At 44.8% G+C, this 19,134-nt stretch carries 10 protein-coding genes; 7 read left to right on the top strand and 3 right to left on the bottom strand.

Annotation, left to right across the window (positions count from 1 at the left end; all coding sequences use genetic code 11):
• Positions 1 to 124: 124 nt before the first annotated feature.
• Positions 125 to 718 (bottom strand): PAP/fibrillin family protein, encoded by a 594-nt coding sequence (locus tag VB775_RS05755; protein ID WP_281006585.1) that lies wholly within the window; start codon positions 716 to 718, stop codon positions 125 to 127.
• 664 nt (positions 719 to 1,382) lie between these two features.
• On the opposite strand from VB775_RS05755, the gene VB775_RS05750 reads away from it, so the two are divergent.
• The 6 genes from VB775_RS05750 (at position 1,383) to VB775_RS05725 (ending at position 16,388) form a co-directional block, all read left to right on the top strand.
• Positions 1,383 to 4,055, top strand: a complete 2,673-nt coding sequence (locus tag VB775_RS05750) for a beta strand repeat-containing protein (RefSeq protein WP_281006584.1) — start codon at positions 1,383 to 1,385, stop codon at positions 4,053 to 4,055.
• Between the two features lie 132 nt (positions 4,056 to 4,187).
• A complete protein-coding gene (locus VB775_RS05745; RefSeq protein WP_281006583.1) occupies positions 4,188 to 4,754 on the top strand; it encodes a hypothetical protein in 567 nt (188 codons plus the stop codon).
• Positions 4,755 to 4,852: 98 nt separating this feature from the next.
• Positions 4,853 to 6,397: a DUF11 domain-containing protein gene (locus tag VB775_RS05740; protein WP_281006582.1), complete on the top strand. Its 1,545-nt coding sequence runs from the start codon at positions 4,853 to 4,855 to the stop codon at positions 6,395 to 6,397.
• Positions 6,397 to 11,457, top strand: a complete 5,061-nt coding sequence (locus VB775_RS05735) for an OmpA family protein (RefSeq protein ID WP_281006581.1) — start codon at positions 6,397 to 6,399, stop codon at positions 11,455 to 11,457. Before VB775_RS05740 ends, VB775_RS05735 begins: the two co-directional genes overlap by 1 nt.
• A gap of 5 nt (positions 11,458 to 11,462) precedes the next feature.
• A complete protein-coding gene (locus VB775_RS05730) occupies positions 11,463 to 13,610 on the top strand; it encodes an OmpA family protein (protein ID WP_281006580.1) in 2,148 nt (715 codons plus the stop codon).
• Positions 13,611 to 13,679: 69 nt separating this feature from the next.
• Positions 13,680 to 16,388, top strand: a complete 2,709-nt coding sequence (locus tag VB775_RS05725; RefSeq protein WP_281006579.1) for a beta strand repeat-containing protein — start codon at positions 13,680 to 13,682, stop codon at positions 16,386 to 16,388.
• 334 nt (positions 16,389 to 16,722) lie between these two features.
• Here VB775_RS05725 and ykgO read toward each other — a convergent pair whose 3' ends face one another.
• Complete coding sequence (gene ykgO / locus VB775_RS05720; protein ID WP_094534052.1) at positions 16,723 to 16,848, bottom strand: type B 50S ribosomal protein L36; 126 nt, start codon at positions 16,846 to 16,848, stop codon at positions 16,723 to 16,725.
• 357 nt (positions 16,849 to 17,205) lie between these two features.
• On the opposite strand from ykgO, the gene VB775_RS05715 reads away from it, so the two are divergent.
• A complete protein-coding gene (locus VB775_RS05715; protein ID WP_281006578.1) occupies positions 17,206 to 18,312 on the top strand; it encodes a glycosyltransferase family 4 protein in 1,107 nt (368 codons plus the stop codon).
• A gap of 72 nt (positions 18,313 to 18,384) precedes the next feature.
• Here the strand turns inward: VB775_RS05715 and VB775_RS05710 are convergent, their stop codons facing one another.
• The gene (locus VB775_RS05710) at positions 18,385 to 19,134 is read right to left on the bottom strand and encodes a hypothetical protein (protein WP_281006577.1); all 750 of its coding nucleotides are present in this window, start codon (positions 19,132 to 19,134) and stop codon (positions 18,385 to 18,387) included.

Here is a 19,134-nt window from a genome sequence, read left to right as displayed (position 1 = left end):
CTACTTTTACAAATATGTAGGGATTTGGTCTCCAAATCCTCTTTTAAGTTGACATAAAAACATTAGAACGATCTTTGTTCTACGTAACATCAGTTCTTAATTAGGCTGCGAAGCAGCCCGTTTGTTAAACTTTTCTCAAAACAAATAGATTACCTTCATTTCCTCTACCAATTCGCAAATCTTGATCGAGATAGGTTGTCTCTAACCATCCCTTCTGATCTTCTCGCTTAATTTGGAAATCGATCGCCAATAATTTCTTAGGCGATCGCAAAGTATCGATGAAACTATTCACATCTTGATAACCAATTAAAGTTTGCGAACCAGCTACCAATCGCTCAAAGTTAACCTTAACCTGTTTATCAGAAACAACCGTAAAGTTAGCACAAACACTTACTAGACCACTCAGTAAAGGTAAACCCTTAATCTCAGCAACATTAAAGATCTTGCCTTCCGATACGCGCAAACATTGATAGATGTTACCCAGCTTGTAAAGTGGAAAGCGATCAATTCCCAAAAGCTCTTGACTAGTCGTAAATAACAATAACCAATTGCCATCCAACAATTCAGGAGCTTGAGTAGGCGCAGGTGTAGGATTGAGTTCTTCAAGATACGCAACCGCTGAAAAAATCATTTTACGCTGATTTTCGGACATTTGCAAGCCGCGATTCACAGGTGCGATCGCATTAATTAGATTTTCTTTGCGAGTATTGCTAGTCATGACTATATTCTATCGCGATCGTAATCAGAGAATGTGGCATCTGAATATACAATAAGCCTAGATGGTTGATGGAAGCGCACTCAGAAGATTTACATTTCCACAAACCCAAAAAACTACAATTGATTTTGAAGCCATCAATAAGAAACAATAAAAATTAATAGACAATATTTGGATAACTTATTGTAATTATTGGGTAGTATAATGTAAGCTATTCCGCGTATTGGTAAATTCAATCAATTTTAATCAATACGTAGTGAAAATTAAATTTGTAATATCTAACTCTTTTGTGAGATATACGTATACGTTCGCTAGTAAGTTTATGTAGATATCATCCGTCATTAATATGGAATAACTGCATAAACACAACTTAATTTGAATAACTGCCAAGATATTTAGCATCTGGGAGAGGTTTCTAAATATCTGGTCTTAATATTCAAATAACCCTATGTAGGCTGATTCTATTATTTGGAAATATGCTTTCAGATTTCGATGCAACAAATCGAAATCTCAGGTACTTTATTGTCAAATTTTAGTTAAAAAATCAACTACTTAAATTAATTACTGATAGATCGCTGCTATCTAACAGATAGGTAATATTTTGTCAAAACATTACCTGTAACGAAACACGTTGTTGCTTTTTTTTAGTGAGGAAAATCAATCCGATATGCTTAAACATAGTCCCAAAAACAAATCAAAATCTTCATTCTATCGGTTGATAGCAGCAACATTGACAGGAAGTGGTGTTTCACTACTACTCCCACTATTAGCCTCCGCTCAGGTTGTACCCCTCACTCCTGCTGGGACAATTATCAGAAACACAGCTACAGGTACTTACGAAGATCCCAACAATCCTGGTGTACCGATCAACGCAACATCAAATGAAGTCACAGCTACAGTAGCTGAAGTGGCAGGTGTGACAGCCGTTCCTGCTGGTATCGTTGATGTTAACGGTGGTAGTGTCACCACTAATGATGTTGTTAACTACAACTTCCTAATCACTAACGTTGGAAACGATGTCACCGCCATTAATATTCCTGGCACTTCAACGGTTGTAGGTGGAACACAAGGAACCATAACCGTCACCGAAATTAATGGCATTGTCCTGACTACGCCTGTAGATATTCCCGCAGGTGGTATAGCAACAAACGATCTTGCTGCATTTATAACTGCTGTACAAGCCACTCCAGCGCTTGCTGCATTTGATGGCACTATTCCTCCTAACGGTACGATCCGAGTCCAAGTGCCCGTGACAGTCACAGCAACAGTCGCAGGCAACCCAGTATCAGTGAGACTTGGTGATACTGGTGCTAACGACAACAGCGCAGGAACTCAAAACCAAACTCAAGCTGGTGCGTTACCTACGGATGTGTACACGATCAACCCTGCTACTGGTAACCCAGGTGCGCCAGTTAACGGTGTTCGAGAAGCGGCAGCTTTCACGACAGTGCCTTTGGCGACAGCAGTTAATAACCTTGCATTAGCCACGGTCCTGAAGACTCGCATTGCTTATGCTGCTGGAACTGCCGCACTCACCGATGACCAACTCACATACCGTTTAGATTTGAGAGTTGAGAATACCCCTCCTGCAGGTACTACAGGCATTACTCCCGCGCCATTATTACCTACAGCTATTACTCTTGATGGTGTTGCTGCGAATAGGATCTTAATCTCTGATGCAATTCCTGCTCAAACAACTCTAGATAATACTTTTGGAGCTGCTACTGTAACCATCGGTGGAGTCACTTGGACAAGGGTTTATAGCACGGTCGCTACGGCCACTGGACCTCTAGCTGTAGGGCAAAACTGGCAAACTGGTGCTGTCCCTGCTGCTGGTGTAACCCGAGTTGGATATGTTGCCCTTGGACCTTTACCAGCAGGAACCACAACAGTAACAGATCCCACTGGCTTCCAATTCCGCGTAATTACGACTGGTGTCGCCGCTGTTCCCGTCACTATTGCCAACATTGCCCAAGTATTTGGTCAATCTACGCCCGGCCTGATCAGTCCGACCAATCCTCTAGTTTATGACGAGTCTGGCGACCAGAATCCCAACAACTATGAAGCAGGTGTACCCCCAGCTCCGATCACCACACCCGCAACTTCTCCCACTGGTGTTGCTAACCCCGCTACCGACGGTACTGACCCGATCGGTGATCCCGCCAACAACAACCAAGGTACTGGTACTGGTGGTGAAGCCAACGTCTTCACAATCAATCCTGCTGGGATTATCTTGAATGGTCCTCCAGGAGTACCTGGTGCTCTTGGTCCAGATGGAACTGCTCAAACCGACTTTGTGAATAGGTCGGCAACCGATGTCCCTGCTGGTGCAGCAGGAGCACCTGGAAGTACTTACGATCCATTACCAGTTACATTTACCAATACGGTTCAAAACCCTGCAACCAACACTAACCAGTTGGACAACGTGACTTTGGAGCCAATTTCAGCAAGATTGGCTGCTCAAGCTGTTAACAACACCTTAACGCCTACAGCAGGACAAATTCAAGCTTATGATTTAACTAACCTTCCAAATCATGCAGGTTTACCCGATAACACGATTGTCAGAATCTCCTTTGGTGGTCGTACTGCTCTCTATACATATACCTCAGCCAATACTAGTTTTGCACTAACATCCAGTGGTCCCAATGCAGCAGGAACAGGAGACGCTGTTGCTACACCAATTATCATTCCTTCATTAGGAATTGGAGGTTCTCAAAACTATACAGTTACTGTTGATCTCCCTGCTGGTTCTGTTGTCACAACTGGTTATTCTGTGCCAATTGTCTCCTACGTAAATAGCAATACTGGTGATGGCTCTACGTTCAAGAGGACTACAAATGGGACAGGGGCAGACCCAACAGTAGCATCCTTAGCTCAAGACAATCCATTCAACATCAAGATGGATCGTGTCTATACTGGGTACCTGAATCTCGTTAAGGCTTCTCAGATTCTGGATGGAACTACTGGAGCACCAGTAGCAGGTGCAAATGGCATCCTAGATGGTAACCCTAAAACTCCTGCTCCAGGCAATATTATCCTGTATCAGATCACCTACAGTAACATTTCCACACCTGCATCTGGCACTGGGAATGTGATCTTGAATGCGAACAACATCGTCATTACCGAAGATGGTGCGGCTGGTACTAACAACTGGGCTACTACTACTTTCAACGTGGCTAATACTGCGGCAGATGCTACTGCTGGTGCTGTTATCACCTTCTTTAACGGTGCAACGGCTACAACAACCGCAGATGTGAATGTCACTAGATATCTCGACAGTATTCCCACATTAGCTCCAGGAGCTAATGGAACCTTCACGTTCCAACGTCGTGTCAGATAGGTAGTTGATTGAATTTATCGATTCGATTAGGTTCAGATTGACTGAACCTAATCGAATCCCCATTACTTGATCTTGCTAGTAGTTACTGTTGATCTTTGTTGTTTGTTGATTGTTATAAATCAGGTAAGCCAAATGAAACGTATAAATATAACCAGTTTGGGTGCGATCGCCCTTATTTCTTCTATCTCTTTTGCTACTGTAATGCCAAGCCTAGCTAGCTTGCAAAATAGTGACCCTGCGATCGCGCAAACGGCTAAGCAAGAATCCCCAGTGCAACTAAAACTTGCTGCGGAAAGGCAATCAATTATTGCTACAGCTTCTGGGCGCGTTGATTGGAAACCACTGCCCACTGATGCGTCACTCCGTCCAGGAGAAACCATTCGCTATGTTGTAACTGCAAGCAATACTAGCGATCGGCAAATCAAAAAGTTAGTCGTCAATCAACCAATTCCCAAAGGTTCAGTTTATGTCCTAGGTTCAGCAACTCTTCCAAACGTGGAAGGTGCAAAACTAGACTACAGCATTGATGGCGGTAAAACTTACACTGAAAAGCCCACAATTCGCGTCAAGCTAGAAAATGGAGAAATTGTCACCCGTCCAGCGCCAGAAAGCATGTACACTCACATTCGCTGGAGATTTGGTGATAACTTCTCGGCGAAAACAGTTGCCTACGCAACCTATAAAGTTCGCATTCGTTAAATATGCTTTAGCATAAGAAAATTTATGAATTGCACTACGTCACAGTGCGGATTCTATCTCTGAAAATATTTACAGGGTTTTAAGGTTAACTGTTGGAAATGAAAACTCGAAATTGTGCAATAAAACAGAATTTTCTGCGAAACAGTTTAAGCCTTACTGCCATAGTTCTGTTTGGAAGTTTTCAAGTATGCGAATCTAGTTTGGCGCAACCAGCTCAGACAACTACTCAGATTCGGAATACTGCGACCTTCAGCTATAGTTACACCAATCCAGAAAATGTAATTTCTACCTTTACTGGAGTTTCTGCTGTACTTCAAGCATCAACTATACCAATAGTCCCCCCACTAGTTGATCCATTTGGTACTTTGACCTCCTGTGATGGGGGGCTATTACCAGATTACACGGGCTTCAGTGTGGGCTTGTATGAATTACTGAATTCCACTGGTGATATTGGTTTACCTGTTTCGCTAACGGCTACAGTGCCACCTAGGACAAAACAAGCAGTTGGTATCAGTCCCAATTTCTTTAACGCTAATCCCTTCGTCTTGGTCAATAGCGATCAGGGTCGATTCAACTTTTTGCTGGATGTCAGCCGTGGTCAAGTTGATGTTGGGAGAGAATACATTTTAGCGGTAAAGCCACCCGCAACCTCGCCCCTTGCCGAACGAAGGGTCAGAATTACCATTACTGCACGCAGTGGTAATATTGTTAGCTACACTGCTACAGCCCTAGATGGCGAACCGATCTCAGCTACGAATGCAGCTACCTCTGTAAATGGGGTTATTAATATCGCTAATGCCGAAACTGTAGGTTTAAGTTTAGCTGTAGCCATCAATAATCTTGATATTGCGACCTGCGAAGCTCAAGCAATTCAACTTTTAAAAACAGGCGATCGCGCCGCAGCAGAGCCAGGCGATATTGTTGTTTATCGCTTAAATGCTAGAAATCTGTCAACTACGTTGATTAATAATCCCGAAATTCGCGACGATTTACCACTAGGCTTCCAATATGTTGATGGTTCAGTTCGTGCTGAGCTTGGTGGCAATGCAGTTAATGTAACCGTGGAACGGAATGGACGCAGCTTGACTTTCCGCCCCAATGTTGCACTTCCTATAGCATCTGACAATATTCCCCTTAATATTGTCTATGCTGCACAGGTTACCAATGATGCGATTCGTGGAAGTGGGATTAACCGAGCCTCTATATCAGGTACACGTACTGATAACAGACGAATCGTTCGTACTGGGCCTGTATCACATTTGATGCGAATTCGTCCAGGGATCTTGTCCGATTGTGGAACCTTAGTTGGACGAGTATTTGTTGATAAAAACTTTGATGGCGAACAGCAACCCGGTGAACCAGGCGTACCGAATGCAGTGATTTATATGGATGATGGTAATCGAATAGTGACTGATGCGAATGGACTTTACTCTCTCAGTAGTGTTCTATCTGGTAACCGCACTTTAGCACTCGACTTAACTTCCGTTCCAGGATATACCCTTGCACCTAACTTGTATTTTATTGAGCGTAATAGCCAATCTCGTTTAGTGCGACTTGCTCCTGGAGCATTAGGGCGGGTTAACTTTGCAGTCACCCCTGCGGCTCGTGGTATAAGCGATACAAAACAGGAAGGTACAAAGTAATGAAAAACACTTCTGCACCTCTTGTAAAGTTAGGGATTTTAGTTTTGCCGCAGATCATGTTGTTACTGACAACAGCAATGGTCAAAGCAGAATTAGTTACTGACATCAAAAATGATCCAGACATTAAGCAAAAAGACAACTTAACTAGTCAAACGGATCGTCAGACTGGAGAAAAACCTAATCAGAGTAAAAATTCTCAACAACTAGATCAATCCTCATCTACTGAGAAAGTTCCTAGCACCCTCAAGACTTCTGAGGCTGTTACCGATATTCCGAAAACTGCTAATACTCCTAATCCATCTGACAACTCATCTCCGCGCATCGTTATTCTTTCGCCTACGGTTGGCACTGTTTTGGATGCTCCTGCGGCGACCGTAGTCATCCAAATGCCGAGCAATGCTAGGATTGAGCTTTTGGTAAATGGAAAAGCTGTTGATCCTAGTTCAATTGGGCGATCGGAACTAGATGAAACTAATAAAACCATCACGCAAACATGGTATGGCGTACCTTTGCAGGCAGGTGACAACCAGATTACGGCAAGAGCGATCGGTTCTGAATCAGCTTCTAGTTCCATCAATCTCAAAGTTCGTGGCGCTCCCACTAAATTAGTTGTGAGTACGTTGGAATCGAAAGTTCCTGCGGATGGGCGTTCCTATGTGACAGTTGATGGACAATTAGTTGATGAAGATGGCAATCGTTCCAACTGGGATGCATTAGTCACCCTTGAAGCTAGTGAAGGTACGTTTATTGGTACTGATGCTTCGTCAGAACAGCCCGGCTTTCAAGTTGAAGCTAAACAAGGGAAGTTCTCAACCCAGTTGCGATCGGGATTAAAGACAGGAACAGTGACAATTCGAGCGGTTAACGCTCAAATGGAAGCTTTTACGCAGGTTCAGTTTGAAACTGATTTGCGCCCTTCATTGGTGACTGGAGTAATTGATCTGCGGGTTGGCGCAAGAGGAACTGACTTCTATCGCAGCTTGCGGGACTTTTTGCCTGCCGATCGCGACAATCGTACTCAAGTTGACCTATATGGTGCGGTATTTGGAACTGGACGTGTTGGAGAATGGCTATTTACAGGTGCATTTAATAACAGCCGCACTCTTAATCAAGACTGTGCTGGCAATAGCAGCTTAGCTGGCACAGAAAAATATTGCGATCAACAATATCCTGTCTATGGTGATAGCTCTAGCGTAACTCGCACAACGCCATCCTATGACAGCCTGTTTTTGCGCTTTGAGCGTAATTCGCCTGTGCAGGGTGCAAGTACTGATTACTTCATGTGGGGTAATTATGGGACAGAAGAGTTCGCCACGCGATCGCAGCAGTTTAGTGCGATTTCAAGGCAATTGCAAGGTTTCAAAGGGAACTTTAATTTAGGCGATCTGCAAATTACGGGCTTTTATAGCAACGTTGGCAAAGGATTTCAGCGCGACACGATCACCCCTAATGGCACGAGTGGCACTTACTTTCTCTCGAAACGTTTGTTAATCAATGGTAGTGAGAATGTAACTATCGAATTAATCGATTTCTTTAGTGCAGGTACAGTAGTCTCGCGCCAAGAGCTAATCCGTGGCAAAGACTACGATATTAACTATGACAATGGCTCCATTCTATTTCGACAGCCATTATTGCAAACCCAACTGGGTGATGCTGGACAACTTTTACGTCGTCAAATAGTCGTTACTTATCAGAATGAGCAGGTCGGTGGTGACAGTAGTCTTTATGGTGGACAGCTACGTTATCATTTCAACCGCAGTCAAAGTCAGCCTAGTTGGATTGGTGCAAATTATTTTAAAGAAAGTCTCGGCATTCGCAATTTTGTTCTGTATGGTGCGAATGCCCTCATCTCCTTTGGTGAGAAGACTCAACTAATTGCTGAATATGCCCGATCGCAAAATGATTCGGAGATCTTGGGCTACGTGAGCGGCTCAGCAATGCGCTTTGAGTTAAACAGTGAGATTGCTTCAGGTATTCTCGGTAAGCTCTATTACAGTAAGGCGGAAACAGGTTTTGCTAATAATGCCACGATTAGTTTCGTGCCAGGACAAACTCGATACGGAGGAAATTTAAGTGCCAAGATCAGTCCCACAACTAGCCTGCAATTTCGCTATGACCAAGAAGACAATGTGGGTATTGCGCCACGTCCATTGACGACCCTTGCCGATCTTCTCAATACGAGGCAAGAAGCCATCCCTGGATCGCTAGTAAATAATTCACTTCGCACAATTAGTTTGGGCGTGCAGCAAAATATCGGTGCAGCACTACTGAATCTAGATGTGTTATATCGCGATCGCCAAGATCGCCAAATCCCCAATGTTTTATCGAGTAACTCCACCCAATTGCGATCGCGTCTCAGTGTGCCAATTGCCGATAATCTGCGAGTGACAGCCCAAAATGAAGTAAGCCTTTCCGCAAGCTCCGATGCTGTCATTCCTGATCGCAGTGTTCTCGCACTAGATTGGACAATTGTTCAAGGATTGACCGCAAGATTGGGGCAGCAATGGTTCCATTCAGGACCTCTAGCAGGCAATGCCATCACCAGTGCCGATCTGTTGGGAGAGTATAAACTCGGCACTGATACTACCTTTACAGGACGTTATTCGGTGATTGGTGGTGCGAACAATGCCGCATCTACTCAAGGTGCATTGGGTATTAATCAGCGCTGGCAAATATTACCAGGACTACGCATGAGTTTTGGTTATGAACATATATTTGGCAGTTTTGCTACCGCTACAACTACAGGAACATCATTTTTACAGCCCTTTGCGGTTGGTCAATCCTCTAGCGCCCTGACCTTCCAAAACGGCAGCAGCTTCAACATTGGGGCGGAATATACAGATAATCCTGACTTCAAGGCAAGTGCTAGATTTGAACATCGTAGCGACAGTAATACTACTAGTACCGTGTTTACGGCTGCGGCTCTGGGTAAGCTCTCTCCTGCTTTGACGATGCTGTTTAACTATCAGCAATCAAGTGCAGCCAATCAATTAATCTCTGGATTGGGAACGATCTCCAATCTCAAGGTCGGGCTTGCCTATCGCGATCCTGAAGATGACAAATTCAACGTTCTCTTACGTTATGAATATCGCCAAAACCCCAGTATTGTCCCTGAGTCACTGCTGATCGGTAGCGGTAGTGGCTATGCCGATCACACCCTTGCGCTAGAAGCAATTTATGCTCCTAACTGGCAATGGGAATTTTATGGCAAGCTTGCCCTCCGTAATAGCACCACCACGATCGCCCGTGATTTCACAGGTGTATCTAGTACCAATTTATCGCAATTTCGAGTTACCTATCGTCTTGGCTATAACGTCGAACTAGTGGGAGAAACTAGATTTCTCAATCAACCAACCGCAGGCTACAGTGAACTAGGATTAGTCGGCGAAGTTGGCTATTTCCTCACTCCTAACCTACGCTTAGCGGCTGGTTATAGCAGTGGTTCCGTTAATGTTGATCGCGATTTTAATGGTTCCAGATCGGCAAGTGGTCTATATGCAGGCATCACCGTGAAGTTGAACGAGTTGTTTGATGGCTTTGGCTTGCAAAAGACTCCTCCACGCCAGCAACAAGAGCCTGTTGAGCCTGTAGCACCAGTGGCTAAAACACCACAACCTGAGCAGAAACTAGCGGCAGCCATTCCCCCTAGTCCTCAAATCATCAGCCTAAATGTAGCGCGATCGCTGACCTTTAAAGAGGGTCGTCAAGGCAAGAGTACAGAGTTAGCAGTATCAGATATTGCGATTCTAGAAAACTTAGCATCAGTCTTGAAAGAATATAATAATCTCTCCATTGACATCCAAGGACATATTGGCTCACTTGCCGAGATGAACTCAGGTGATAATCTGGCTGCAAATCGCATGATGGCGGCGAGAAAGTACTTACTTGAACGTGGTGTCGCAAGCTCGCAGATGACCTTACGCTCCTTAGGTGGTATTGCTAGCACCAACAGTTCTAATCAAGCTAGTACGGCCAATGCTACCCCCGTTAGTTTTGCGCTCAGTGGTCAAGCCGATGTCTTTAATGCGATCGCTACCCGTTTGCAAACGATGGCATCCAATTCGCCGACAACCGAATTTTTGCAAAGCATCTTGCCCAATGCTCAATCCACTTTGCAAGCTAATGCCACACCTGTTAATCGTCCCTCGAATATTAGTGGCGCAAATCCTAATATTTCTGTAGGTGTGGATGTGGGCAACGACGGTAAAATTGCAGACTTGAGCTATGCCACTCTGGATCGGATGGTTGAGCGACTGAATACCAATCCTAATTTGATGTTTGAGATTCAGACTAGCTCAGCCTTCAGTGCTGTGTCAGGACAGGATCTAGAAACATTTAAATTACTTGCTGTCAGGAGCTATCTACTGGATAAGGGTGTGAGTTCCGATCGCATTTTACTAAGTTCTAATAGAGCCAATCAAGCAGGGAATTCGCAAGTTTATATCTCATTGAATGTAGATGAGAGCAATATTAATATTGCGACAACCCCAACCACCCCATCAACTTCTCAGGCAAGTGCTACCACTATTCCTGTCCCCTTGGCAACTGCCGATACTTCTACTTCGCCCTTGGCGGTTTTGTTAGAAGCCGATCGCCGCTTGTCCAATTGGCTGGAAAGTGCAATTCCCGATTCTCAACTTAATCCTCAATTCAATCCAGTATTTAATACATCTATTCAAATCCCCAATCTTGAATTTAGCCCCTTGTTAACCCAATTGCCAACCGTCGATTCGTTCTTGCTGGCGATCGCTCGACCTGTCGATCCTGCTTTCCCATCGGATGATCGCGATCGCCTCTGGAGTTATGCCTTTGAAGCCTCACCAACGCAACTGGTAAGTATGCTATTGGGTAATGAACTAACCGTGAATAATTCTGCGAATAGTCCAGCCAATGTCAATCCTACGGATGGAGCCACCCGCCGTCTTGCCACCGCGTTTAACTTCTTGTTGACTAGTGAAGGTGATACGGTAACAGCACTCCTGCGAGCCATGGGAATTAGCACTACCGAGAAAAGCGGCTTTGTGATCGATCCCGATCAACTCTCAAATCTAAAGAACTAGGAACTATGCAAAAAGTAACCAGCCAAAAATTAACAGCTACATTGATTAGTTCTATCGGGTTGATCGGTCTCTCTGGTATAGCTATCGAAATGTTTAGGGCAAATGACAATCTGGCGATCGCCCAAAACACTACCCAAACCACTTCGCCCAGTCTTCTCAAATACCAAATTATTGTAAATAGCGATCGCGATGGTGACATCCAACCCGATCTCGAGTTAACCCTGCGCGAAGCCGTGGCGATCGCCAATGGTAGCCTTACCCTTGAACGGCTTAGTGATACTGAACGCTCTCAGGTGAAGCCCTTAGTTAATCAAAAAGGTTCACAGATTGGCTTTAATTTGCCTAGCGATCGCACCAAGATTTTGTTAAGCAAGCCTCTACCAGACCTTACTAGTCCATACCTGACTATTGACGGTACGACTCAAGCAGGCTATGACTCTCAAAGTTCCTTTGCCCAAGAGCTAGCGATTCCCCAACCAATTGTGGAGATTTCTCCCGCCGATGGTGTGGAAATTTTCCGAGGTTTGACCATTGTTGCTGATGGCGTGACGATCAAGGGCTTAAGTATCTATGGCTTTAATGCGATCGAGAGCGTCCCAACCACCACACCATCCGCCGATATTTTCATTTCCCACCAAGCACCACCGCCCGACACCACACAGCAACAGCAACCCGCCAAATTTTCGCCCTTCTATGACAGCAATCTTCCCCCTCAAGGTGTCATTCTCGAAGCTAACTGGCTGGGCATTACGCCCACAGGCAAAATGCCCAAACAACCCTCTAGTTTTGGGGTTTATTTATTTAATAGTACTGATACGCTGATCCGTCGCAATCGTATTGCTTACCACGAGGGTAGTGGCATCGTCACATCGGTAAAAGCAACAGGAACGCAGATTCTCAAAAATGCAATTACTAGCAATGGTTTTGATGGAATGCCTCACGGGATCTATCTCGAAGGTGAAATTGCCAACTTAAGTATCAAGGGAAATATCCTTTGTGCTAATGATGGCAGTGGCGTTTATCTGTTCAAGCCTAAAGGCGCGATCACCATTGAAGATAACCGCATTTTGTTTAACGATCGCAGTGCCAACTACGCCGCCATTTATTTAATGGGCAACGATCATCAAGTTACAAATAATCAAATTCGCAATCAACGTGGTGCAGGTGTAGCGATCGCTGCTTATCCTAAAAGCGATCGCAATCTAATTCGCAAAAATACTTTTTCGGCTCTCAAGGGCTTGAGTATTGACTTGATTTCTCAGCGCCATGTGAATACTCGCGATTTCATTACAGGTGACGGCATTAATCGCCCCCGTGATTCTCATTTTCGGCGCGTAGATACCGCTAATGGAGCGATCAATGCACCGACTTTTTTAGCGACAACTTTTCCGATGTTTAGTCCGAGCCAAGTCAATATTGATGGTACGGCTGATCCTGATACTGAAGTAGACATATATCGTGTCGCTGACAAAGTGGATCTCAGTCTGCCCTATGGTTCTCTTGGTGAATATCTGACCACGGTCAAGACTGATGCTAAGGGTAAATTTGCTGCCTCTTTAAATAATCTCCAAGTTGGCGATACGATTAGCGCGATCGCCACTGATCCACAGTACGGCACTTCTGAGCCAGCCTTCAATGCCAGAATCGTTAATCCCGATCTGTCGGCTCCTGAACTAGCAAAGGTCGATGCAACTATTCCCGCATGTACGACACCCCCTCAGATTGTCCAAGCTCCCCCACCGCCAGAGGAGCCAATTGTGCTATCTGTGCCACGGCAAATTCACTTTGCGCTAGATCGTGATGCAATCAGCCCTATCAGCGCTAAAGTCCTAAATCGGATCGCTGATGTATTAAAGCAATATCCCACAATTATGATTACCCTCTCAGGACATACTGACCCTAGAGCTAGTGAGACCTACAACCGCGAACTGGGCTTTAGGCGATCGCGGGCAGTTCGTAATTACCTAATGCGACAGGGTATTGCTTCTGAACGGATGACCGTGCGATCGCTTGGCGAAACCCAACGCGCCTCACAGGGTAATCAAGTTACTGACTATGCCCGCGATCGGCGTGTCGAAATTGAATTTACCGATGTGCGCGATGTCGAGATTCGCTTTGAATCACAGAAGGAAGATTTGCAAATTGAGAACTAAGAGAACAATAATGAGCGACTGAAATTCAGTCTTCTTTCATATATCCTTTAAGCATAGAAAGTCATTAATATGAATCCACGATTCAATCTACCGATAAATATAGAAAAGTCCATAAAAAAGCTAATTACTACTTACCGTCGTAAGTGGCTACCCTTACTTTTAGCTTGCTTATTTGTATTTTTTTCCTTCTTTCCTATCCCATTTTCTCAAGTCTTTTTTTCTGCCACTTCAAGTAAAATTTCACTCCCATCATTCATAGAGCCAGTTAATGCTCAGGCAACTCCTGCTCTATGTGCAGTCCCTGGTAAGGACGGTGTTGGCGCTCCTGCGGGAGTGATTAACACTTATTATCCGGGGATAGGCACAGCCACAGCAGGAGCTACCTCGATTTCCGTTGGAGCTATAGATGTTAATGGCGCTCCCACTGCGATCACTGCTGGAGATCTATTACTGATCATTCAAATGCAGGATGCCACGATCAACTCTACTAATACCGATGCTTATGGGAATGGTGTCGGTGGAGATGTTCCAGCTTTAGTAGCAGGAGGCACACAACCTACCAATGGGGCTAGTGGGTTTACTGGCGGTACGGCTGGTAGGTATGAATATGTAGTAGCGACTGGTCCAGTAGCCGCAGGTTCAGTTCCCATTACAGGAACTAATGGCGGGGGGCTGATCAACAGTTACTTTAGCTCGGCAGCAACGGCGACCCAAGGCAGACAGACTTATCAAGTGGTGCGCGTACCACAATATTCCAGTGCCACCCTAGGCTCTGCTACGTCATCATTTTGGAATGGCAACACAGGCGCAATCGTCGCCTATGATGTCGCTGGTAACCTAAATCTAACGGGTAGTATCAATGTGGATGGCAGAGGGTTTAGAGGTGGAGGAGGTCGGTTACTCAATGGTGCTGTTAGTCCCAATACTGATTACAGAACTCTTTCAACATTGGATAAAAATGGCTCTAAGGCAGAAGGTATAGCAGGAACGCCAAGATTTGTAATTAATCCAACAACTTTATTGCTGGTTGATAACACTGATGAAGGTTATCCCGATGGCAGTTATGGTCGAGGTTCTCCTGGAAATGCAGGCGGGGGAAGTACTGATGGTAATAGCAATAGTAACGATCAAAATTCTGGAGGTGGTGGTGGTAGTAATGGCGGCTCTGGAGGGATTGGTGGCCGAGCATGGTCTTCTAACTTACCAACAGGTGGATTTGGCGGTGCGCCTTTTCCTGCGGCTACCAATCTTCTAGTACTTGGTGGTGGTGGTGGTGCAGGAACAACCAACAATGGTTCTTTTTCGCCACCTGATACAGATGATTCTCTCAGTGGCTTATTTAGCAGTGGCGCATCGGGCGGTGGATTAGTAATGTTACGAACCAATACGGTAAGTAATGCGGGAACGATCAGTGCTAATGGTGCAAATGCTCGTTCTGTAACCAGAGATGGCGGCGGCGGCGGCGGTGCTGGCGGTAGTGTATTAGTCTCTGCACTGAGTAACAATCTTACTGGGCTCACAGTTAACGTCAGGGGCGGTAATGGTGGTAGTGCGATATTCAACGACCCGCATGGTCCAGGCGGCGGTGGCGGCGGCGGTGTTGTGGTTTCTAATCCTGGTGTGACAGCTGACCTACAAGGGGGTATAGCAGGTGTTACTGGTATTGCAGCTAACCCCAATAATGGGGCTGTAGCTGGAACTGGATTAGCCGTACCACTTGCAGTTGGTGTTATCCCTGGAGCTAGTTCTGGTGCAGCTTGTGTTCCTGCTTTAACAGTTGTAAAAACTACTAGTACACCTACCACAAGTCCCGGTGGTACAGCGAGCTACACAATTGCTGTTAGTAATGGTGCAGGTTTAGCCACAGCAAATAATGTTGTGATCAACGACAACAGTTTACCCGCAGGGTTTACTCTTGCAGCTCTTCCCGCACCTACGATTACTTTGTCAGGAGGTGCAACACGTCCTACTACATCTGCGCCTACAGCAGGAACAAGCAACTTATCTTGGGGTACTTTTTCGATTCCTGGTGGTGGTTCAGTACAAATTCAGTTTACGGTTAATGTAGACGCAGGAGTTGCGAATGGAACTTACAATAACCCTGCTTCAGCTACTTATAATGATCCTGCAACTGGTGGAACGAGAACAGTCACTTACATTGATAATACTGGCGAAGATGTAACAGTTGGATTGTCGTCTAGTCTCAACTTAGTTAAACGGATTACTGCGATTAATGGGACTAATATTAATGGGTTTGTCAGTGACACACCTACCGCAACATCTAACGATAGTGACGCTAGATGGCCTTCTCTGAATACTCAATATTTGAGAGGCGCAATCAATGCACCTTCAGTTCAACCAAATGATGTAATAGAATATACAATCTATTTCCTCTCCAATGGCGGACGACCTGCAAGAAATGTCCAATTATGCGATCGCATCCCTACCAATACAACTTTTCAGCCTGACACCTATGGGGTTGGTAATGGAATTGTTTTGGGATGGGACAGCACGGCGGCAATTTTACCCGATCCGACAACCTCAACTGGGCCGGGTAAAGTCGCCCTCAACAATGTGCCAGATGCAGATGCAGGTCAATTTTTAGCCACAAATGTATCAGTTACGAATGCACCTGCTCCATGTAACGATGGAAGCACAAATCCTGATGGGGCAATCTTAGTCCGACTTGGTGCGACTACAGATGTACCTTTTGCGACAGGATCAGGTACTCCTATTGATTCCTATGGATTTGTTAGGTTTGCAGTGCGCGTTCGTTAGGATCAATCTATACGAAGAGATTCAGCACTTCGTGCTGAATCTCTTCGTATTAATACCAATTCACGAAAGTGTGACAACACTTTTGTGAATTAAAAACCAAACCCCATAAGGGTTTTAAAAACACAAAATGGCGTAGCTATTTTGCGTTATAGCTGTCGCCATTCTTGTTAGGACATAAAACCCAGATAGTGTGAGGCGGCGCGAAGCGCCGCCTCACACTATCTGGGTTTTGATTTGTCCTGATACAGGTGAATATAGCTATATTTATCAAGAAAGAAAAAGCCCGTCATATGACGGGCTTTTTCTTTCTTGATAAATAACGCAAAATCGTTGATTATCCTTGACGAGCTTTGAACTTTGGGTTTGATTTGCAAATGACATAAATTCTGCCGCGACGACGTACAACTTTGCAGTCCTTATGGCGAGTTTTTGCCGATCTGAGGGAGCTAACAACTTTCATGAACTAATGCCTAACGTTTACTGATGATCAAAATTTTTGACACGGCTTTTAATCTTAACATGATTTTTGACCAGATATTAAAGCCAATTTAAAGAGCAGCAATTCTCATTATAAAAATCGTTTTTTTGAAAGCCCGCCGACAGTGGGCTTTCAAAAAAACGATTTTGGGATTTCCAGCGCCGAAGGCGCTGGAAATCCCAAAATCGGGTTCATAATGAGAATTATTGTTTAAAGAGAGTGTCTAGCACTCTCTTTAAACTTGGCTTTAATGCTTTAATATAGTTGCGTTTAGCCGATCCAGTGTTATGCTTGCAAGCATAAATTTGCCCAACTCCAGTACTTAATTTTATTCTTGTAATGCTGCATCCAACTGCCATTCCTTACTTGGTCGCCTTTGCAGTATCTGCGATCGTGGTCTGGCTTAGTACGCCAATTATTCGCCATTTGGGACTTAAAGCAGGATTAGTAGACAAACCTAACCACCGTAAAATGCATACAACCCCAGTTGTGCGTGTTGGTGGGGTAGCAATTTTTCTGGGCAGTGTCAGCGCCTTGCTGCTAGTTTGGGCAGGTGGATATTTTGGAATTCTACCGCAAACCAGAGAATATGAAGTTTGGGGTGTAACTATCGGTGGCGCAGCCTTTTTCCTGATTGGTTTTGCTGATGACCTGTTTAACTTACCGCCATTACCGCGTTTAATAGCTCAGTTAGCAGTATCGGCTGCGGCATGGCGCGTGGGTGTGAGAATAGACTTTATCTCAGTGCCATTTATCGGCATTATTAAATTTGGGTGGTTCAGCTTGCCAATTACGATGGTATGGCTGTCAGGGATGGCAAATGCAATCAACTGGCTAGATGGACTTGATGGGCTTGCGGCTGGTGTAACCACGATCGCTGCTGCTGTAATTTTAATTACTAGTTTGTTTATGAAGCAACCTGCGGCGGCGCTGATTGCGGCGGCACTCGCTGGAGGATGTTTAGGCTTCTTGCGCTACAACTTCAAGCCTAAAAGCTCAGCAGAAATCTTTATGGGCGATGGTGGAGCTTATTTCTTAGGTTTTACGCTGGCTGGGGTGAGCGTCATCGGATTAGTTAAGGCAGTAGCGACGGTGGCTCTGATTATGCCTTATATGATTTTAGCTGTGCCGATTGTGGATGCGACGGCTGTGATTGTGCAGCGTATTGGTCGGGGTGAATCACCGATGACGGCTGGTAAGCAGCATTTACACCATCGCTTAGTCCAAGCAGGCGTTTCTAAACGGCTTACCGTTCTATTTATCTATGCCCTCACCCTTTGGGTTGGGAGTATTGCGATGGCGGTTTCAGGAATGCCTGCAGGTGGAACCTATGCAGCGATTAGTACGATATTAATGGCTTATGCTTGCTTTAAAGTTTGGCAGAGGATTAAAGCTAAGGAACTGCGATCGCAAAAAGAACAAAAGTCAATTAGCGATCGCACATAAAAAAGTCAGTGCAGTGCACCGACTTTTTTTATGTGACAGCTACTACTTTCATAACCACTACAAATAAAAGCTTTACCAATTAAGGGAGCCGTAACCATTGCCATCAAGTGGAGTTACAAAATTAAAGTTATTTTCTCCCACAGTCTGTGTAAGGGTACGCATAATCTTATTCACGTTATCGTAAGGGCCAGCCATAAAAAATGGCTTTCCATCACGACCGAACTCAAGAGCGGTTTTGTCATTCCACTCTCCAAGGTGATCTCGTGCTGCGACAAAGTCAGAATGTGGCTTTAGTCCAAGTGTTTCAGCATATTCTACCGATCCGAAAACGATGTCTTGAGCTTGCTGTAGCGTTATTTCTGCATATCCCTCAGGATACATTTGGAAAGCATGGTGAAGAAATTGTTCATATTTGAACCGATCCATCTGTCGCGGACCGATCGCATCTTTCACACCCAAGCACCAGTAATCGACCAGATAAGAACAAACTCGAAATCGGTTAGATACAGATCGAGCTACCAAAACAAGCCCCAAACCACTAGAACCAGAATCTAAGTCCAGATCTTTCTCTTTGCTTTTGAGACCAAACCAATTTTTAGATTTTGGCTGTAACAGTTCCTGAATCATATTTTTATTAGCTAAGCACTTCGCGATTGGGGCTAGTTCCCCTTTTTTATCTAGTGCAAGCGCAACCTGTTTAGCTTGGTTCTGAATAATAGCCGTAACCTCAGATGGTCTTAGACCCAACTTACGCGCTATCTGTTTTGGAGTTAGGTTTAAAGCTCGTAAATTGCTTATTTCTTTTTCTAGTTCTGGATTCAT

This window comes from Pseudanabaena sp. CCNP1317 (assembly GCF_034931345.1).
Taxonomy (GTDB): domain Bacteria; phylum Cyanobacteriota; class Cyanobacteriia; order Pseudanabaenales; family Pseudanabaenaceae; genus Pseudanabaena; species Pseudanabaena galeata.
The sequence above is the reverse complement of the archived record's forward strand: the minus strand, read 5'-3'. Positions and strand labels throughout refer to the sequence as shown.

What these genes read in the sequence shown, in the direction of transcription:
- VB775_RS05735 (WP_281006581.1), top strand. Translation starts at nt 6,397, where the DNA reads ATGAAAAACACTTCTGCACCTCTTGTAAAGTTAGGGATTTTAGTTTTG.
- VB775_RS05730 (WP_281006580.1), top strand. Translation starts at nt 11,463, where the DNA reads ATGCAAAAAGTAACCAGCCAAAAATTAACAGCTACATTGATTAGTTCT.
- VB775_RS05725 (WP_281006579.1), top strand. Translation starts at nt 13,680, where the DNA reads ATGAATCCACGATTCAATCTACCGATAAATATAGAAAAGTCCATAAAA.
- VB775_RS05755 (WP_281006585.1), bottom strand. Translation starts at nt 718, where the DNA reads ATGACTAGCAATACTCGCAAAGAAAATCTAATTAATGCGATCGCACCT.
- ykgO (WP_094534052.1), bottom strand. Translation starts at nt 16,848, where the DNA reads ATGAAAGTTGTTAGCTCCCTCAGATCGGCAAAAACTCGCCATAAGGAC.
- VB775_RS05710 (WP_281006577.1), bottom strand. Translation starts at nt 19,134, where the DNA reads ATGAATCCAGAACTAGAAAAAGAAATAAGCAATTTACGAGCTTTAAAC.
- VB775_RS05745 (WP_281006583.1), top strand. Translation starts at nt 4,188, where the DNA reads ATGAAACGTATAAATATAACCAGTTTGGGTGCGATCGCCCTTATTTCT.
- VB775_RS05740 (WP_281006582.1), top strand. Translation starts at nt 4,853, where the DNA reads ATGAAAACTCGAAATTGTGCAATAAAACAGAATTTTCTGCGAAACAGT.
- VB775_RS05715 (WP_281006578.1), top strand. Translation starts at nt 17,206, where the DNA reads ATGCTGCATCCAACTGCCATTCCTTACTTGGTCGCCTTTGCAGTATCT.
- VB775_RS05750 (WP_281006584.1), top strand. Translation starts at nt 1,383, where the DNA reads ATGCTTAAACATAGTCCCAAAAACAAATCAAAATCTTCATTCTATCGG.